Annotated in this window: 16 protein-coding genes; 10 read left to right on the plus strand and 6 right to left on the minus strand. The window is 64.4% G+C overall.

What is annotated here, in order from left to right; all coding sequences use genetic code 11:
• Positions 1–113: 113 nt before the first annotated feature.
• Positions 114–521: a hypothetical protein gene (locus MU558_RS18420; protein WP_246970576.1), complete on the plus strand. Its 408-nt coding sequence runs from the start codon at positions 114–116 to the stop codon at positions 519–521.
• Here the strand turns inward: MU558_RS18420 and MU558_RS23200 are convergent.
• Positions 502–636, minus strand: a complete 135-nt coding sequence (locus MU558_RS23200; RefSeq protein ID WP_265781476.1) for a hypothetical protein — start codon at positions 634–636, stop codon at positions 502–504. The genes MU558_RS18420 and MU558_RS23200 overlap by 20 nt on opposite strands.
• 875 nt (positions 637–1511) lie before the next feature.
• On the opposite strand from MU558_RS23200, the gene MU558_RS18425 reads away from it, so the two are divergent.
• The 4 genes from MU558_RS18425 (at position 1512) to MU558_RS18440 (ending at position 4897) form a co-directional block, all read left to right on the plus strand.
• Positions 1512–1754, plus strand: a complete 243-nt coding sequence (locus MU558_RS18425; protein ID WP_246970579.1) for a thioredoxin family protein — start codon at positions 1512–1514, stop codon at positions 1752–1754.
• A gap of 5 nt (positions 1755–1759) precedes the next feature.
• Positions 1760–2689 (plus strand): permease, encoded by a 930-nt coding sequence (locus MU558_RS18430; protein ID WP_246970581.1) that lies wholly within the window; start codon positions 1760–1762, stop codon positions 2687–2689.
• Positions 2690–2891: 202 nt separating this feature from the next.
• Complete coding sequence (locus MU558_RS18435) at positions 2892–3272, plus strand: ArsR/SmtB family transcription factor (RefSeq protein WP_246970584.1); 381 nt, start codon at positions 2892–2894, stop codon at positions 3270–3272.
• A 473-nt stretch (positions 3273–3745) separates the two neighbouring features.
• Entirely contained in the window at positions 3746–4897 is a 1152-nt protein-coding gene (locus MU558_RS18440; protein WP_246970586.1) for an acyl-CoA dehydrogenase family protein, read from the plus strand.
• Positions 4898–4902: 5 nt separating this feature from the next.
• On the opposite strand, the gene MU558_RS18445 is transcribed toward MU558_RS18440, so the two are convergent.
• Positions 4903–5475, minus strand: coding sequence for a HalX domain-containing protein (locus tag MU558_RS18445; protein WP_246970588.1), 573 nt, complete (start codon positions 5473–5475; stop codon positions 4903–4905).
• Positions 5476–5809: 334 nt separating this feature from the next.
• The gene (locus tag MU558_RS18450; RefSeq protein WP_246970590.1) at positions 5810–7792 is read right to left on the minus strand and encodes a 3-hydroxyacyl-CoA dehydrogenase/enoyl-CoA hydratase family protein; all 1983 of its coding nucleotides are present in this window, start codon (positions 7790–7792) and stop codon (positions 5810–5812) included.
• A gap of 115 nt (positions 7793–7907) precedes the next feature.
• Here MU558_RS18450 and MU558_RS18455 point away from each other — a divergent pair, with 115 nt between their 5' ends.
• The 5 genes from MU558_RS18455 (at position 7908) to MU558_RS18475 (ending at position 15172) form a co-directional block, all read left to right on the plus strand.
• On the plus strand, positions 7908–9059 hold the full coding sequence (locus tag MU558_RS18455; RefSeq protein WP_246970592.1) for an acyl-CoA dehydrogenase family protein: 1152 nt from the start codon (positions 7908–7910) through the stop codon (positions 9057–9059).
• A gap of 186 nt (positions 9060–9245) precedes the next feature.
• Positions 9246–9992 carry a helix-turn-helix domain-containing protein gene (locus tag MU558_RS18460; RefSeq protein WP_246970594.1) on the plus strand — a complete coding sequence of 249 codons (747 nt, stop codon included), beginning with the start codon at positions 9246–9248 and terminating at the stop codon, positions 9990–9992.
• A gap of 83 nt (positions 9993–10075) precedes the next feature.
• On the plus strand, positions 10076–12589 hold the full coding sequence (locus MU558_RS18465) for a heavy metal translocating P-type ATPase (protein WP_246970597.1): 2514 nt from the start codon (positions 10076–10078) through the stop codon (positions 12587–12589).
• Positions 12590–12690: 101 nt separating this feature from the next.
• Positions 12691–13164 carry a hypothetical protein gene (locus tag MU558_RS18470; RefSeq protein WP_246970598.1) on the plus strand — a complete coding sequence of 158 codons (474 nt, stop codon included), beginning with the start codon at positions 12691–12693 and terminating at the stop codon, positions 13162–13164.
• A gap of 142 nt (positions 13165–13306) precedes the next feature.
• Entirely contained in the window at positions 13307–15172 is a 1866-nt protein-coding gene (locus MU558_RS18475; protein WP_246970601.1) for an L-aspartate oxidase, read from the plus strand.
• 10 nt (positions 15173–15182) lie between these two features.
• Here MU558_RS18475 and MU558_RS18480 read toward each other — a convergent pair whose 3' ends face one another.
• The 3 genes from MU558_RS18480 to MU558_RS18490 all read right to left on the minus strand — a co-directional run bounded on the left by MU558_RS18480 (position 15183) and on the right by MU558_RS18490 (position 18827).
• Positions 15183–15779, minus strand: a complete 597-nt coding sequence (locus MU558_RS18480; protein ID WP_246970603.1) for a DNA-3-methyladenine glycosylase family protein — start codon at positions 15777–15779, stop codon at positions 15183–15185.
• A gap of 153 nt (positions 15780–15932) precedes the next feature.
• The gene (locus MU558_RS18485) at positions 15933–17276 is read right to left on the minus strand and encodes an ATP-grasp domain-containing protein (RefSeq protein WP_246970605.1); all 1344 of its coding nucleotides are present in this window, start codon (positions 17274–17276) and stop codon (positions 15933–15935) included.
• A gap of 81 nt (positions 17277–17357) precedes the next feature.
• Complete coding sequence (locus MU558_RS18490; protein ID WP_246970607.1) at positions 17358–18827, minus strand: flippase; 1470 nt, start codon at positions 18825–18827, stop codon at positions 17358–17360.
• Positions 18828–19229 lie beyond the last annotated feature (402 nt).

Consider the following 19229-nt stretch of genomic DNA (forward strand, 5'->3'; position numbering starts at 1 on the left):
CGAGGCTGAAACCGGGCGAGACGGTTTTGTACCTCCACGTCGTCGTCGAGGACGGGTGACCGCCGATTTACTCGAAACACCACGCTGCCATCTCGTTCGTCGTCGGCACGGCGGTGGCGTACGCGTTCTCGCCGATCGCTCTCTTCGGATACGAGGTTCCCGCTTTCTTCCTCGTCGCGTACGCGGTCGCCGCCGGTGTCCTGATCGATCTCGATCACTTCGTCATCGCCCGGATCAAGACGGGCAGCTGGGACGCCCTTCGATTCTGTCTCGAGAACCCCCGTACCGCCCTCGTCGACCAGGATGGAATCTTCGAACGGGGCGACGTCGGCGTCCTCTCGAGACTGTTGAGTCACCTCGTCATCGTCGGCGTACTGGCTCCCGTACTCGCACTCGAGAGCACCGAACTCGCCGTACTCACCGCCGCCGTCCTGTACGCACACCTCGTCAGCGACGTGGTGTGGGACATCTCACAGCTCCGCCGTCGAAACGAGACCTTCGTCACGCAGGTTCCGGATTGACGGCGGCGGCCGACCTCCGGTCGACGGTCGTTCCGAACGCGTCGTACGTCTTCGCCTCGAGGCAGTCGAAATCGGCGACGGACCGCCGATTCGAGAGTAGCCACCCGACAGTCATCGCACACTGCTCGAGCGGCGCAGCCGGTACTGGCGAGGTACCGCCAGCACTGGCCGCCGAGTCGCGAGCAGTGTGTACACCGTTTCAGTTTCGCGATTCCTTTCCGGCGGTAGATCGGCGTCGTGTGGTGCCATTCGTCGTCGGCCAGATTTGACGTCCCCACACGGCTGATACGGGCTGCTGTCCCGCTTTGCCGCAGCGGCTGGGCGGGAGGCGGTCGCTGCGGGACGCCGTACCGCGGTCCGTATGAAGGGCTTTCCCCTGTCATCCGTGTGAGTTCCGCTGTTGGGTCGTCGTGTCCGAACCTCGTTTGAGACGCCTCCCTCTAAAGTGGGAATCAAATTGAGATATCTCGAATCGTTCGCATCGTACTGGTGTCGGCCACACAGCCACGATGCGAGACTGTCTGATCGAGTAGTGACGATCCGTACCGACGATTCAGACGGTCACCCAGAAGGCGAACACGGTCGATACTGCGCCGAGTTATGCGTAGCTCTGAAGCCGATCTAGTCAAATTTAGTTGTGTCGATTTGACTACCGCAATCCGAAAGAAACCACTCAGAGAAGCCGACTTCGATTAGCTACGCTCTTGGCGTCAGTGTTCCGCCCTACAGCGCCGATAAATCGGGATTCGGGGGTTATCACGTGGTGTGGATCAGTTTGCCAGAGGACCGGATAGCCCATCATACTCGGACCGATCGGTGAAAACGAATCGAATATTATCGAAACGTATTTGTGTCAAACCGAAAAATGGCGATATGTATGGCAGCTCCGGAACCTGGCGAGACCGTGACCGCCACAGGTCGAACGAGTTCAGTCGCCCGTGGCAGTGTCTACAGTCGCGCTCACGGTGTTGGAGCGGCCAGAGGTGAACGATGAAAATCACGATCTACGGACCAGACGGTTGTAGCAACTGTTCGAACCTGAAAGACAAAACGCAGAACGTCGTCGACGAGCACGGATTCGACGCCGAGGTCAAGAAGGAAGGCGACACCGTGAAGCTTGCCGAGAAAGGCATCATGTCGACACCCGGGTTCGAAATCGACGACGAGATGGTGTTCACTGGGTCGAATCCATCTGAAGCAGAACTGAAAGAGTACATCGAGGAGCGCCTGTAGCCGAGATGGTCTTCGAGCAGTTTGCGACGTGGGTCGTCGATACCCTCGGCCTGACCGGTGCACCCAGAGCAGCAGTCCACTTCTGGGTCTACGATACGTTGAAAATCGTCACGCTGCTGGTGGCGGTGATCTTCGGTGTCGGCTACCTGCGGACGTACTTCCCGCCAGAGAAAATCAGAGATTACCTCGCGGGCAAGCGGGCGATTACCGGCTACCTCCTCGCCGCACTGCTCGGCATCGTCTCGCCGTTCTGTTCGTGCTCGACGATTCCGATATTCCTCGGCATGGTCGGGGCAGGTATCCCGTTTGGCATCACGATGACGTTCCTCGCCGTCTCCCCGATGATTAACGAGGCCGCACTCGTCGTTCTCCCAGGTGTCGTCGGGTTCGAACTGACGGCACTGTACGCTGTAAGCGGCATCACCATCGGAATGACGAGCGGGTTCGTCCTGAACAAGGCCGGCCTCGACAGGTACATCAAAGAGTTCGATTTCGGCAATTCGGACGTCGACATCGACGAGCCAACGCACAGAGAACGTGCACGACAGGCGTACGTCGAAGCGAAAGACATCATCACCGACATCCTCCCGTACGTCGTGGTCGGTGTTGGACTCGGAGCAGCCATCCACGGCTTCGTTCCACAGGCGATCGTGACCGGGTACCTGTCTGGACCGCTTGGTGTCTTCGGCGCGGTCGCCGTCGGCGTGCCGATCTACACGAACATCCTCGGCGTGATCCCGGTCGTCGAATCGCTCATCGGGAAGGGACTGCCCGTTGGTACGGGACTCGCGTTCATGATGTCCGTCGCCGCACTCTCGCTCCCGCAGTTCATGATCCTCAAGAAGGTGATGGAAAAGGAACTCATCGTATCGTTTGCGGTGACAGTCGCTACGGGTATCATGATTATCGGGCTACTGTTCAACCTCCTTCTTTGAGATAGTCGATCCCAATATATCCCTTCGCGAGGTGGTGCACAGGCCAGTGACCGCAACCGATTAGTGCCAAACCGAACATCATCGATTTGTGGGTGCAGGACATCGACTAGCACGTTGCCACACACCGAAGGACCAGAGTTGACCCGAGATACGAGTAGATACTTCACGGGAGACGCGAAATAAGAGACAAACAGACGGAAGAATGACCGACTCAGTGCCCGAATCAACGCGTCAGACGCTCGAACGACTGTACGAGAACCCGGAGAATCGACTGACGTCGCTGTTCGAACTCGCTCCAGACGATGAACAGGTGGAGGGCCCGCTCACAGTGTTCAAAGCGCTGGCGAACGAACACCGAATTCGAATCCTCGAAGCACTCAGAGATGGTGAGTTGTGCGCGTGTGAACTGCAAGTCGTCTTGGACGCGCCCCAGTCGACAGTCGCTAGCCATCTTCGAGAACTCAAAGATGCAGGGCTCGTCAAGACGCGACGGCAAGGGAAGTGGACGTACTACCGAATCGGAGACACAGCCGCGGTTCAATTGCTCGATCTCGCGAGCGCGCTCGCGACAGATGCTGGCTGAACCTCACTGGAATCGAGACAGCACTCCTCGACGTGTCGGACTCCTTCTTTCCATTGATCGGTCGTCACGCCGCTTCTGTACACAGTCGGCACCGATACGGAAATCGCGGCGGCGACCACGTCAGAACGATGGCTGTGAGTCTGTACCGCCGCAACCGCGAACCGTCTTGCGGTTGCGTCGGCAACACACTCGAGTCGCGATCAGGTATGTACTGAGTGTTGTCCAGTAGTATCAGCGAGCGCCGAAGGCGCGAGCAGGGAGAGGATACAGCCTCCCCAGAAATCTTCGATTGCTGGTGTGCAAACGAGACGCGAACCGTCTCGTCAACGCCGCTCGAGTTTCATACACTGTTCTACGAATCGCATCAGGTATGCAGTGTCAGCTGTATCGTAGCGCCCTGCAACGTATCGAAGACGAATACGTTCATGGGGACCAATATTTGGTTATAAACGACTCGATGCCGAATATTTCGTATGGAGCTTCTCGACGACAGCCTGATTCCGGAACGCGCTCGAGACGTGAAAGCCGAGGCACGGGAGTTCGCGAGCGAGTACATCGAACCGAACGCCCGGGAGTACTTCCAGTCGGGTGAGTACCCCAGAGAGATACTCGAGGCCGGACAGGACGCGGGTCTCGTCGCCCAGGACGTCCCCGAAGAGTGGGGCGGACGAGGATTCGATCTGGCGCAACTGCTCGCGCTCACCGAGGAGTTCTACCGGGCGGACGCTGGAATCGCCCTGACGCTCCAGCTCGCCAGCTTCGGCTGCGAGATGACCTACGAGTACGGCACCGACGAGCAGTGCGAGGAGTACGTCCGTCCCGTCGCCGAGGGCGACCAGCTCTCGGGGCTTGCCGTCTCGGAACCGGAGACGGGAAGCGACCTCGCGGGGATGCAGACGCAGGCGGAGAGAGACGGCGACGAGTACGTGTTGAACGGTGAGAAGTACTGGATCGGGAACGGCGTCGAGGCCGACTGGGTGACCGTCTACGCGCAGACTGGCGACGACGAGGACGACCGGTACAGCAACCACTCGCTTTTCATCGTCCCGACGGACACCGACGGGTACGAGGCCGAGCACATCCCCGAGAAGATGGCGATGCGCGCCTCGAAGCAGGCACACATCACCTTCGACGACTGTCGCGTCCCCGCGGAGAACCTGATCGGCAGCGAAGGGGCCGGCTTCATGCTGCTCGCCGACTTCTTTAACCACGGCCGGGTGATCGTCGCGGGCCACGGGATCGGCCTGGCTGCGGCCGCCATCGAGGAAGCCTGGGAGTTTACCCACGAACGAGAGGAGTTCGGCCGCACGATCAATCAGTTCCAGTCGGTTCAGCACGGGCTCGCGGACATGCTCACCGCGTTCGAGAGCGCTCGCACGTTGACCTGGCGCGCCTGCGAGAACGTCGCAAACCGCACGAACGAGGGCTACTGGGCGGCGATGGCCAAGACGAAAGCGACCGAAACTGCAGTCGATGTCGCCGAACAGGGAATGCAGTTCCACGGCGGCCGGTCGGTTCTCGACGAGCGACGCATCGCTCGCGTCTACCGGGACGCACGCGTTCCGGTCATCTACGAGGGGGCAAACGAAGTCCAGCGCAACCTCGTCTACCGACAGGCGCCCTAGACCGATCAGTTCTCGGACCGGAGATCCTGAAATGCGCCCACGAAGTCGTCGTGGCTGGTCATCCCCGAGACGGTATCGTCGACTCGCTTCCGAAGGCGGTCGACGCGCTCGCGGAGTCGCCGGTACTCCTCGTTGTCCTCGAGTTCCCACTCCGTCTTCTCTGCCTCGAGGAGCGCCTTCTTCGAGACGAGCGAGTAGTACCGCTGGACGTCGGCCTCGTAGTCGGCTCGCCTCGAGACGCTCTGGACGACCTCGACGAGTTCGTCCTTCGAGACCGGTTTGACCAGGTAATCGTCGAAGCCCATCTCGATGATGTCGAAGTCGGGATCGACCGCGGTCACCATGACGACCCGACAGTCGCATCCGACGTCCCGGATCTCCCGGAGGACGTCGTCCCCCGAACGCCCGGGCATTCGCCGATCGAGGAGGACCACCTCGAGCGAATCGGACAACATCTCGAGCGCCTCTTCGCCGTCGTAGGCCGTCGCGACGGCCCAGTCCTGCTGGAGCCACATCGCGAACAGATCCGCGAGCTGGGTTTCGTCGTCGACGACGAGCACGTCAGGTCCGTCGCTCATCGACGGGCCCCCTCCTGTCCCTTCATCGATAGCATTACAGGTTTCCCATGGTAGTAACCAGTGATAAAGCTCGCGCTCACCGTTATCCCGTCGGGCGAATCAGGCCGTTGCGATCGCACTCGTGACGCGATCGGGTATTCACGGATCGTCGTCGTACGGTTTACCATTCGGTCATCGACGGCCGATCTGCGAACGCGCGAGAGAAGGAGATTGGACGAGGACGATCCCGTGTCGCAAACGAGTGCCGGACGGGTCGCCGGCCGGTCTCGACAACTCGTCGAACCGTCACGCCCGTTCGCTGGCGAGACCGACAGTCAGAGCGTCGAGACCGGCGTTATTTGCCTTCGAACTCGGGTTCGTCGTCGCCGAAGAAGGCGTTGATACCCTCGTGGACGTCCTCGGAGTTGACGACGTGTCCGAAGCCCATCGACTCGACCTCAAGTCCGGCCTCGTGGTTGTCCCAGCCGCTGTGCATCGCGCGCTTGGTAAAGCGCATCGCGAGCGGCGGGCCGCCGGCGAGTTTCGCGGCGTACTCGTGTGCGGCCGTCTCGAACTCGTCGGGTTCGACGACCTCGTTGACGAACCCGTACTCGGCCATCTCCTCGGCGGGGAACCGCTCTGCGGTGAAGATGATCTCTTTTGCACGGCCCATGCCGACGATGCGCTGGAGACGCTGCGTGCCGCCCCACCCCGGCAGCAGGCCGAGGTCGAACTCGGGCTGGCCGAACTCCGAGCGCGTGGTGGCGATCCGGACGTCGGCACACGTCGCGAGTTCCATCCCGCCGCCCAGACAGTAGCCGTCGATGGCGGCGACGACTGGCATCTCGATCTCCTCGAGGCGGCCGAACGTCTCCTGGCCGTACTTCGAGAGTTCGACCGCACCGAACGGGTCGGTGCCGCTGCCGGCGATGCTCATGAAGTCCGCGCCTGCGGAGAACGCCTTCGAGCCGGCACCCGTCAGCAAGAGCGCGCGAACGTCGTCGTCCTCCTCGACGAGGTCGAGTGCGGCGTCGAGTTCCTCGATGAGTTCCAGGCTGATGGAGTTCATCTGCTGGGGGCGGTTGAGTTCGATCTGTGCGACCTTGTCACCGGAGTAGGTCAGTTCGATCGTGTCGAACTCTGGCGCGCCGTCTTCGTCGTCCGTGTCGTCGTAGAAGCCGCCTTCCTCGGCGACGGTAGCGAAGTAGTCGAAGGGCTCGTACCGTGGGTGTTCGGTCTCCTCGTAGGCGTCCTCGAGGGCGTCGAAGAGCGTGGCGATGCCGTATTCGTCGGCGAACTTCGCGGGTCCTTTCGGCCAGCGCCCGCCGAGTTTGACCGCGGTGTCGATCTCCTCGGGCGAGGCGACGTCGTTCCCGACGAGGAAGGCGACTTCGTTCGCGAGCACGGCCAGCAGGCGTTCCTTGACGGCCTCGCTGAACAGGTCCTCGTCCATCGAGACGTCCGCGCCGTCACCGTCCTCGTAGTCGTAGAAGCCTTTGCCGGACTTCTGGCCGAACTCCTCGTTCTCGACTTTCTCGTTCATCAGCGGACACGGCTCGTAACGATCGCCCGCGACATCGTGCATGTACTCGAGGACGTGGTAGCCGACGTCGATGCCGACGTAGTCTGCGAGTTCGAAACTCCCCATCGGCAGCCCGACGTCGAACTTCGTCGTCGCGTCGATCTCCTCGATGGTGGCGACGTCGTCCTCGACGAGCCAGGCGGCCTCGTTCATCAGCGGGACGAGGATGCGGTTGACGATGAACCCGGGGACGTCCTTCCGGACGCGTACTGGCGTCTTCCCGAAGTCCTCCGCGAGCGCCTCGACGACGTCGAGCGTGGCGTCGTCGGTGTGCTCGCCGGAGATGACCTCGACGAGGTCCATCCGGATCGGCGGGTTGAAAAAGTGCATCCCGCAGAACCGTTCGGGACGCTCCGTGAACTCCGAGAGGTCGGTGATCGACAGACTCGAGGTGTTCGTCGTGAAGACGGCGTGGTCTGGGGCAAAGGCCTCGACGTCCTCCCAGACGTCCCGTTTGATCTCCATCTTCTCTGGAACGGCCTCGATGACGACGTCGGCGTCGGCGACGGCCTCCTCGAGGTCGACGAGCGGCGTCACCCGTTCGAGGGCGGCGTCGGCGTCGTCCTCGGTTATCTGGTCGCTCTCGGCGAGTTTGCCCAGCGACCACTCGATCTGGTCGTAGCCGTTCTGGACGAACTCGTCGTTGATGTCACGCATGTTGACGTCGTACCCTGAGAGGGCGGCGACTTCACTGATCCCGTGACCCATGTTGCCGGCACCGAGAACTGCGATGGTGTTGATTTCCTCGAGTTCCATAGTCGAGTATGCAACCGGAACCCGTTTGAACGTTTCCCTCTCTCGAAAACAAAACTCTGTTTCAGTTTACTCCCGGTTACAAAGCTCTTTATCGTTCAGGCAAGAATGCGACGTTATGGATTTCGGACTTACTGACGAACAACAACAGATTCGCGAGGAAGTTCGACGCTTCGCCGAGAACGAGATCGCGCCCCACGCAGAGGAGTACGACGTCGAAGAGAAGTTCCCACACGATATCGTCGAGAAGGCAGCCGAGATGGGACTTACGGGTCCGTACATCCCGATGGACTACGGCGGCGCGGGCTACTCGATCCTCGACACGACGATCATCGTCGAGGAACTGTTCGCCGTCGACCCCGGGATCGCGCTCTCGATCGTCGCCTCTTCTTTCGGCTGTGAGGCCATCATGGAGTTCGGGACCGAAGACCAGAAAGAACGCTTCCTCGAGCCGGTCGCTCGCGGCGAGAAGATCTCCGGCGCGGCCATCTCCGAACCGGACACCGGCTCTGACGTCTCCTCGGTCTCGACGACGGCCGAGAAAGACGGCGACGAGTGGGTGATCAACGGGAACAAGATGTGGATCACCAACGGTACCGTCGGCGACTTCTTCGTCGTCCTCTGTAAGACCAATCCCGACGCCGAGGGCCGGTACAACGGCTTCTCCCAGATCGTCGTCGAGGCAGACCGCGACGGCTTCTCCGCCGACAAGATCACCGGCAAGCTCGGTATTCGGGCGTCGGACACCGCCGAGCTCATCTTCGACGACGTGCGCGTTCCCGAGGAGAACCTCATCGGGACTCGAGACGCCGCCTTCATGCAGCAGATGCAGTTTTTCGACCAGACTCGAGTCGCGGTCGCCGCCCAGGGCGTCGGCATCGCGAAAGGTGCCTCCGAAGCCGCACTCGAGTACGCCCAGGATCGCGAGCAGTTCGGCCAGTCGATCTCCGAGTTCCAGGCCATCCAGCACAAGCTCGCCGACATGCACACCAAGACCGAGGCCGCGCGCAACCTGACCTACAAGGCTTCCTGGAAGGTCGACCAGGGCGAGAACATCACGAAGCTCGCCTCGATGGCCAAGGAGTACGCCTCCCGCGTCGCGACCGACGTCGCCGACGAGGCCGTCCAGATCCACGGCGGTGCCGGCTACGTCAACGACTTCCCCGTCGAGCGGTTCTACCGCGACTCGAAGATTACCCAGATCTACGAGGGAACGACCGAAATCCAAAAGAACATCATCGCCCGCGAACTGCTCGGTAAAGGATTCTAGGCACACTACCCGTCTGAGCCGCCCCGACTCGTCTCCCCTCTCGCCACCGCTGCCCCGCTGACGCTACGCGAATCCGGTTGGTGGCAGTTCTTCGTCGACAGAAACGTCGAAGTGGACTGGCCATCAGACCTGTTCCCGACGGCGTTTGCGTGACTCCTTTGCCGTCTCGGCCCGTACGAACGGGCAATGAGAGAGTTCGTCTTCGCCCTCGAGTACGACGCCGGAACGAACCCGGTCGCCGACGTCCTCGAGGCGTACCCCGACACGACGATCCGTTCGCTGTCGTGTCACGTCACCGAGGAGAGCCTCTGGCGAGTCGACCACGCGAGCGGCTCGACGGCGGGACTCGAGGCGCTCGAGGCCGCCTACCGCGAGTCGACCTACTGTGCAGACTGTCTCGTGAAAGACGACTGCGGGGCCGACTGCGAGACGCAGGTGCTCGATCGGTCGGACGACACGCTCGTCGTCTACACCTACTGGGACCGGACGGACGTCTGCGAGTCGGTCCCCCACCTCGCGCTCGAGTATCTCGGCGAGGGACTGCTGTTCGAGACCTACCGGGAGGGACGGCGCTATCGCTGGCGGATCGTCCTCGCGAACGACGCGCCGATTCACGACTTCTTCGACGCGCTCGGCGACGAAGTTGGGCACTGCGCGGGCATGGAGATGCTCCGGCTGACAGACCTCGACCCGGATCGCTCCCGCGAGGAGCGACCCGAGTCGCTCCCGAAAGAACAGCGCGACGCGCTGCGCGTCGCCGTCGAGCGCGGCTACTACGAGACGCCGCGACGGATCGACCTGTCGGAACTCGCCGAGCAACTGGACGTTCCGCGGTCGACGCTCTCCTACCGGCTGCGACGGGCGGAAGCCGAACTCGCGACGGCGTTCGTCGACGCCGACGACTCGCTCGAGGCGCTCTCGCCGGGTCTCTGACGGCCACGGGGCACCGACGACAGACCACGAGTTTGGCGCGCGCCAAATAATCCGTATAGGGACGGCTCCCGTACTGATCGGTGATGAGCGAGCAGGAACCACCAGCCTCGGCGTCGACGGACGGCTCGACGCGAATTCTCGAGCTGTCGGTCCCGGAGATGGACTGTCCGTCCTGTGCGGGGAAGGTGACGAACAGCGTCGAGCGACTCGACGGGATCGAGGGGCTCGAGGCGCGCGTGGCGGCCGGCACCCTGATCGTCGAGTACGACCCCGACGTCGTCAGCGACGCGGACGTTCGCGACCGCGTCGAGGCGGCGGGATACGTCGTCGAGTCGAGCGAGACCGAACTGGCGCTGTCGGTCCCGGAGATGGACTGTCCCTCGTGTGCGACCAAAGTCGAGAACGCACTCGAGGACGTCCCCGGCGTCTCGGACGTCGAGACCCAGCCGGCGGCCGGCCGGGTTACCGCCACGGTCTCCGGCGGGGCGAGCGACACCGAGACCGCGATTTCGGCGATCGAGAGCGCCGGCTACGAGGCGACGCCGCTCGACGGCGGCGGCGATCGGTTCCGCGACCCGAACGAGGTCTGGACGAGTCGTCGGGCCGGCACGACGGCGATCGGTGCCGTCCTGGTCGTGACGGGACTCGCCCTGCGATTTCTCTTCCCCACGGTCGATCCCGCGCTCTTTACGCTCGCCGGCCGGTCGTTCGCCGTCTCGCACGTCCTCTTCGTCGTCGCGGCCGCGATCGCCGGCGCGCCGATCGTCCGCAACGGCTACTACTCGGCGCGCAACCGCAGTCTCGACATCGACTTCCTGATGACCGTCGGGATCCTCGCCTCCGTGGCGACCCACCACCCCTTCGAGGGGGCCACCCTCGCGGTGCTTTTCAGCGTCGCCGAACTGCTCGAGCGGTTCTCGATGGACCGCGCCAGGGACTCGCTGCGGGAACTGATCGACCTCTCGCCGGAGACGGCGACGGTCCTGCGAGACGACGGCACCGAGGAGACGGTGCCAGCGGAGACGGTCGAGGCGGGCGACGTGGTCGTCGTCCGGCCGGGCGAGAAGATTCCGGCCGACGGCGTCGTCCGCGAGGGCGAGAGTGCGGTCAACCAGGCCCCGATCACCGGCGAGAGCGTTCCCGTCGACAAGACGCCCGGTGAGGAGGTCTTCGCCGGGACGATCACCGAGTCGGGCTACCTCGAGGTCGAGGTCACGAGCGACGCGGCCGACTCGACGATCTCGCGGATCGTCAGATTAGTCGAGTCGGCGGAACGCGAGCGGACCGACCGCGAGCAGTTCGTCGAGCGATTCGCCGACGTCTACACGCCGATCGTCGTCGCGCTGGCGATCCTCGTCGCCGCGGGGCCGCCGCTGGTCGTCGGTGCGTCCTGGAACACGTGGTTCCTGCGGGGGCTGACGCTGCTGGTCATCGCGTGTCCCTGTGCGTTCGTCATCAGTACGCCCGTCAGCGTCGTCTCCGGGATCACGAGCGCCGCCCGAAACGGCGTCCTGATCAAGGGCGGTCGCTACCTCGAGGCGGCAGGCGAGAGCGACGTCCTGGCGATCGACAAGACGGGGACGCTGACGACCGGCGACCTCTCCGTGACCGACGTCGTCGCCCTCGAGGGCGTCGACGAGGAGACGGTGCTCCGGCGTGCGAGCGCCCTCGAGCGGCGCAGCGAACACCCGATCGGCGAGGCGATCGTCGCCCACGCGGCCGACCGCGGGATCGGCGGGGACGTCGCGGTCGACGACTTCGAGGCCCTGACCGGCCGGGGCGTCAGCGGTGACGTCGACGGTGTGACCCACTACGTCGGCAAGCCCGACCTCTTCGACGGCCTCGGACTGGACCTCGAGCACGCACACGTGACGACCGACGGCGGGCGACTCCTCGAGTCGGCCAACCAGCAGTGCGACGAGGGCGACTGCCTGAACGTCCTCGAGGACGCCGTCGAGAAACTCGAGCGCGAGGGGAAGACGGCGGTCCTCGTCGGTACCGACGACCGACTGCTCGGCGTCGTCGGCGTCGCCGACGCAGTCCGCCCCGACGCGTCGTGGGCCGTCTCCCGGCTGCAAGCGCAGGGCGTCCGCGTCGTGATGCTCACCGGTGACAACGAGGGGACGGCCCGCGCGATCGCCCAGGCGGTCGGCATCGACGAGTACCACGCCGAACTGCTGCCGGAGGAGAAACTCGAGGAGATCCGCCGCCTCGAGGACGAACGCGGCGACGTCGTCATGGTCGGCGACGGGATAAACGACGCGCCCGCGCTCGCGACGGCCACCGTCGGCGTCGCGATGGGAGCCGCCGGCACGGACACCGCACTCGAGACGGCCGACGTCGCGCTCATGGGTGACGACCTCACGCGCCTGCCGTACCTCTACCGACTCGCCCGGAAGGCAAACGGCGTGATCAGACAGAACATCTGGTCGAGTCTGGCGGTGAAAGCCGTCCTCGCCGCCGGTGCGCCGTTCGGGATCGTGACGGTGGTCCACGCGGTCGTCGTCGGCGACATGGGGATGAGCCTCGGCGTGACGGGCAACGCGATGCGCCTCTCGAACGTCGAACCCGAGACGCCCGACGGGGGCGGCGACTAGCGCGGTTCGCTGCGTCGACTGCGCTCGGATCGCGGTGGACCCGACGTCGACGCGCTCGAGCCACCGGTAAAATTTTATTTCTGACAGTTGATCACAGATGCATGTCCTCCAGAAACGCCCTGGTCGTCGGATTCCTCGTCGCAGTCGCCGCCGGCGTCGTCGCCGTCCTGAGCCGTTACAGTACCACGATCGGATTCGAGTACTTCGGACTGGAGACGACTGCGGAACTCTCGGCGCTCGCCATCGGAACCAACCTCCTCACGCTCCTCGTCGAACCGCTCGGCGTCTTCGTCGTCGGCGTCGTCGCCGTCCGCTGGCTCGGCGAGTCGGGATCGTACGCCGCGTTCGCGGTCGTCCTGTTTCTCGGGGCGGCGATCGGCAGCGCCGTCTGCCAGTTCGCGCTTCGAGGGCTGCTAGACGCCGCTTCGGAACCGCTCGGACGCCTCGCCCTCGGATACCTCGAGGTCACGGTCGGGACGGGTCTGCGGGTGGCAGTCGCCGGACTCGCCGGTGTCGGGGCGCGCTACGCGTTCACGGACGATCTTCCACCGGCGAGACGAACTCGAGCCGACTGAACCGATCCCGCCGCCAGACGCAATGGTGTGAACTTTCGAGTGGCGAAATCTTCCGAGTTCCATCTGACACGTTTCGGAGCCGGAGTGTACGAAACGGCAACCTGCGAGACGCCTATACGCGTACGGCACCTATCTCGTACTGATGACAGACACGTCCCCAAGTGACCACGAAAGGCCCGGCGGCGGTGTGCAGATCGGCGACGTCGAGCGCATCGTCGATGATTCGACGAACGGAGCGACTCGAGGGGACGGTCCCGTCGAGTACGAGGAGCGATCGGTCCCGGTATTGATCGTCGGCGCGGGAGCGGCAGGTGCTCGAGTCGCCATCGAACTGGCCGAGCGCGGCGTCGAATCGCTGGTCGTCGGCAAGCGCGACCACGGCGACGCCCACACGACGTGGGCGGCCGGCGGCGTCAACGCCGCCCTCGGATCGCGCGACGACGAGGATGACTGGACGATCCACGCCGCGGACACCCTGAAGGAGGGACACTTCCTCAACGATCCCGAGGCCGTCGAACTGACCGCGAAACACATGCCCGACCGGATTCGCGAACTCGCGGCGTGGGGGACGCCGTTCGATCGTACAGACGACGGGCGGATCGACCAGCGATACTTCGGCGCGCAGTCGTACCGGCGCACCTGCTTCGTCGGCGACCGGACCGGCGAGGCGATGCTCGAGACGCTGATCGAGCGAGTCCGAGAACTCGAGGTACCCTACCGCGAGAACGTGATGATCACGCGGCTGCTGTCGGACGGTCGCCGCGTCTACGGTGCCGTCGGCTTCGACATGGAGGACGGCCACGATCTCCTGTTCCGGACGAACCACGTCGTGTTGGCCGCCGGCGGCTTCTCCGCGCTGTACGATCGCCACTCCTCGCGCGCCGACGAGAACAACGGCGACGGGCCAGCGATGGCGCTCGAGGCGGGGGCGACGCTGCTGGACGTCGAGTTCGTCCAGTTTCACCCGACCGGAATGGTCGGCGCACGCTACGGCCAGGAGTGGGACGGGAGGCTCGTCACGGAAGCCGTTCGCGGCGAGGGCGGCCGACTCTACAACGTGGACGGCGAGCGGTTCATGGAGCGGTACTCGCCGGACCAGATGGAACTCGACGCCCGCGACGTGGTGGCCCGGGCGATCGCCCAGGAGCTACGAGAGGACAGAGGGACCGAGAACGGCGGGGTCTACCTCGACATCTCCCACCGCGATCCGGAGTACGTCAAAGAACGCCTCCCGACGATGTACGAGCGGTTCCAGTCGCTCGGCGTAGACATCACCGACGCGCCGATGGAGATCGCGCCGACCGCCCACTACACGATGGGCGGTGTCGACGTCGACTTCCGGACCGGCGAGACCGGCGTCGGGGGACTGTACGCGGTCGGCGAGACCGTGGCGGGTGTCCACGGTGCGAACCGTCTCGGCGGCAACTCCCTGGCCGAAACCGTCGCCATCGGCAAACTCGTCGGCGAACACGTCGGCGACCGCGTGACCGAGGCGGACGACGACCCCGACCTCCCCGACGGCCAGCGCGCGCTCGCCGAGCGGGAGTTTCGCGCGCTCGCTGCACTCGAGACCGCAGACGGCGACACCACCCCGCAGGAACTGCTCTCGGACCTCGGTGACCTGCTGTGGGACCACGCCGGAATCCTTCGAGACGAGGGGAGTCTCGAGGAGGGCCGACGGAAGCTCGCCACGCTTCGCGACCGAACGGCCGACCTCCGGGTCGAGGGCGACCGGACGTCCCAGTCGTTCGAGTTCGCCGTCGACCTCGCGTTCAGCCTCACCATGGCGGACGCGATACTCCGGGCGGCGACAGAGCGCACCGAGTCTCGCGGCGCACATCATCGCACCGACTATCCCGAGACCGACCCGTCCTGGCGAGCGAATCTCACGATCACCGACGATGGCACCGGAATGACGCTTCGCCGCCGCGGCGTCGCCGAACCCAGCGACGCCGTCCAGGAGGCGCTCGAGGCGGGCTACGAACTCGACTACCACCACCTCGAGTGACGAGGGAAAATCACTCGTCGGACTCGTAGGCGGCCCAGACGTACCGCGTCGCCAGGCTCCGGTACGGACGCCACGGCTCGGCGATCTCGCGCATCTCCGTGCGCGTCAACGACGCGCCGTCGTTGTACAGCGTCTCGATGCCTCGACGGACGGCGAGGTCGCCAAGCGGGAGCACGTCGGGACGCTCGAGGACGAAGATGAGGTACATCCGGGCGGTCCACTCGCCGATCCCCCGGATCGACGTCAGTTCTGCGACGACGTCCTCGTTCGAGTGGTCGGCGAGCCCCGCTCGCGTGAAATCGCGCTCGAGAAACGCGCGGGCGGCCTCGCAGACGTACTCGAGTTTCTGTGAACTGAGCCCGGCCTCGAGCAAGGCCTCCCCGTCGGCGTCGAGCACCGTCTCCGGGCGGACGTCGCCGTCGAGAACCTCGAACACGCGCTCGCGAACGGCCGTCGCCGACGCGGTCGACAGCTGCTGGTTGACGATCGAGACGAACAGCCGTTCGTACTCGCAGCCGAACGGCTCGATCGGATGGGGGTCGTAGCGCGCCAGGAGGTCGGCCATGACCGGATCGCGCCGGAGGACGGTTTCAGGATCGGACGCCATCGCTCGAGGATAGGACTCGAGCGGAAAAACCTCGTCGGTTGTCTTACACTACTGGACAACAGTCAGTGAATACTCGATCGCGTCTCGCCGGCTGTCGCCGTGGCGACAGCGTCTCGAGTGCGATCGAGGTCTGAACCGTTTTGTCCAGCAGTATTACTCTTCTTCTTCGGGACTATCCGGCGCGTCGCGGTCGACGCGCTTGCTGACGTCCACGCGGTAGTTCTCGAGGATGTCCCGGCCGAGCAAGACGGGGTAGTCCATGTGGCCGCGATCCTCGACGCTCGCCGTGACGGTGTGCTGGTTGCCGCCGACGCCGACGACGACGTCGACGACGGGTCGGCTCTTGGAGCTCTTGTGGCTGCCCGACTTCACCTTCGTGATCGACTTGATCGGCCCGGCGCCGATGTCGGCGGCGAGGCGCGTGTCGATGCTCGTCCGCGTTGCGCCTGTGTCGGACTTGGCGAGGACGGACTTCGAGCCGCTGGTCCCAGAGAGGACGATCTCCTCGGTGTAGCCGATGTCGGTCGGTTCGGACTCGGTGACCGAGAACGCCGCCGGCATCGCCGTCGGCATCGAGTCGTCGAGCGTCATCGAGAGTTCTTCGACGCGGTCGTCGTCGACCTCGCCACCGACGCGCTCGATTGCGAGTTTCGCGATGTACGGGGCGGGGCTGATTCGGGTGGCCTCGAACAACCCCTTGAAGCCCGCAGTCGGGTTGACCTCGAGGACGAACCAGCCCTCTTCGCCTTCGACGAGGTCGACGCCGGCGTAGTCGAGGCCGATCGTCTCGGCGGAGCGGCGGGCCATCTCGCGGACCTCCTCGGGGATGTCCTCGGTTGCGTCCTCGACCGACCCGCCGAGTGCGACGTTGGTTCGCCAGTCGTTGTCGGGTGCATAGCGGTACATCGCGGCGACGACCTCGCCGCCGACGACGTAGACGCGAACGTCCCGGTGGCGCTGTCCGTCGCGATCGACGAGTTCCTGCAGGAAGGCGTACCGGTTGCCCACCTTCGCGTTGATCGGGTCCTCGGGGCCGACCTTCCAGGTTCCGCCGCCGTGGGTTCCGATCGCCGTCTTGTACACCGCTTCCTCGCCGAACTCGTCGCGGGCCGCGTTGAGACGATCCGAGGCGAGCGCCAGCAAGACGTCCGGCACGCGAACGTCGTTCGCCGCGAGTGCGGCCCCCGTCGAGAGCTTGTGCGTCGCCGTCAGCGTCGTACTCGGTTCGTTGAGCATCGGGACGAGCTGGGCGAGCGTGTTCGACAGTCCGAGCTCCTCGCAGGGCTGTTCCGTGTTCGAGAGGAGCATCCGGTTCGCGATTACGTCGACCTCGGGCTCGAGCGTGACGCTGCCGTCTCGAACCCTGATCGTAGTGTTCTCGCTTCGGAGCCACTCCGCGTGATGGCCGAGGTCCTCGACGGCGTTACAGATTGCCTTGCTCTCTTTGCTCGTGTGTAGACTCAATACCCCGACGCGGACGGGATCCTCGGCGGTCATACTCGATAAACTCCCGCCCACCGGAAAAGCGTTGCCAGACCTTTCGCGTCTGGCAGTCACTAGCAGGCGGTTCTTCCGACGTCACGTGAGGGCGGTACGAACTTCCTGGAGGTCGACCAGTCCGCTCGCGACCGCGAGCGTCGCCCACGTCCCCGCACCGAGTCCGATCACGCCGGCCAGCCAGAGCACGTCGGAGACCAGCGGCGTCGCCAGCAGGACGGCGACGGCCATCACACCGGTGATCGCACAGATCCGTTTCACGGACGCCGCGAGCTCCTCGAGCTGCAAGGAGAGTTCCGCGTGGACGACGTAGAAACTCACGCTGGCGTAGATCGAGTGCGTGAGCACCGTCGCGACCGCCGCGCCAACCACTCCGACGATCGGGATGAGAAGGACGTTGAGCCCGAAGTTACTGATCGCGGCGACCCCTTTCGCGAGCGCTCGCTCCCGGGCGCGGCCGAGGTAGTCCAGCCCGTCGGTCGTGACGTTCAGGACCGCCTGCAAGACGACGAACACGGCGAATATCTGCAAGACAGGGACTGCACCGAGGTAGTCGGGTCCGAAGACGAGACGGATGAACGGTCTCGCGACGATTGCCAGGCCGGCAGCCGCGGGAACGTAGAGCAACAACGCGTTGGTGAGTGCGGTCTGGTAGAGCACCCGCGTCTGCTCGAGCTGGTTCGACGCCTTCTGTTCGCCGAAGTTCGGCGAGATCGTAAACCCGAGCGAGGCGGCGGGGGCGAGCACGAAGTCTGTGATCTGCTTTGCCAGCGTGTAGAAGGCGACGGCCACGGGACTCAGGAAGTAGCCGACGAGGACGATGTCGATCTGTTTGTCGATGACGTTCGAACTCCGCGTCGCCGCCAGCGGGACGCTGTACTCGAGCAGCCGTTTGGGGAGCCCCGACTCGAACGTAGGCGCGGCGTCGTACTGCAGGTAGAACCGGTAGTAGAGGACGGCGAGGCCGAACGCGGCGGCGACGGCGTAGCCGACGACGTAGCCGAAGAACGCACCGAGCGCACCGAAACCCAGCAGGACGAACGCGACGGCGAAGACGAGTCGGGTGACGCCGCCGATCGCCTGGACGGCGGCGCTGTAGACGAGTCGGTTGAACCCCTGGAACGCGACCTGCGAGAAGCCGTGGAACGAGGAGGCGGCGATGTAGGCGATCCCAGCCGCGAGAAACGGCGTGGCGTCGGGATTGCCGAGTGCGATCGCGATCCGCTCGTGGAAGATCAACAGGAAGTACGCGACCAGCGCGAGGAGGATCGTTTTGTAGGCGATCGTCGACTGGATCAGGTGTGGGATCTGCCCCGGATCGCGCTCGCGATACACGGCGAAGTACCGCGACGCGGACTTCCCGATGCCGAAGTCCGCAAAGAGCTGGACGATGCTCAGGATCCCGATCGCCCAGAACAGCGACCCGTAGGCGCTCGGCTCGAGGAGGTACCTGGCGAGGACGAACATCAATAGCCCGCTCGAGACCATGTAGACGGCGCGTGCTGCGAGCGTCGCCTTGAACCCGCGAACGATGTGCTCTCGTGTAACCATGTCGTAGGTAGCTCCGAGACGGTGTGCGAGCGAACCGGCCGACCGGCGTATTTACTCGCGAACTAAACGGTTCGGCGGTTGCTGCTCGACTGGCGCACCTGGCAGGTGGACGGATCGACCATTTGTTATACGGTCCAGACAGCGACGAACGCGACGACTACAGCGAGACCAGTCTCGATCGCCTGCCGATCGTTCCCGAGGCGACGAGACGTCGTGTTCCCGGATCGACTCGTCGTGACCGCGGCCTTCGGCATCGATACGACGGGCTTACGGGGGCCTATCGGTCGACCTACCGCGAGAAATCACCCCGTATCGGCGTCGATCGCTCGTGTTGCCGGCCGATCGGACGTCGATCGCACTCGAGACGAGACGCGACAGGGCGTCACGGACTGCCGTTCGAGA

Origin of the sequence: Natribaculum luteum, assembly GCF_023008545.1 — an archaeon.
Classification (GTDB): Archaea; Halobacteriota; Halobacteria; order Halobacteriales; family Natrialbaceae; genus Natribaculum; species Natribaculum luteum.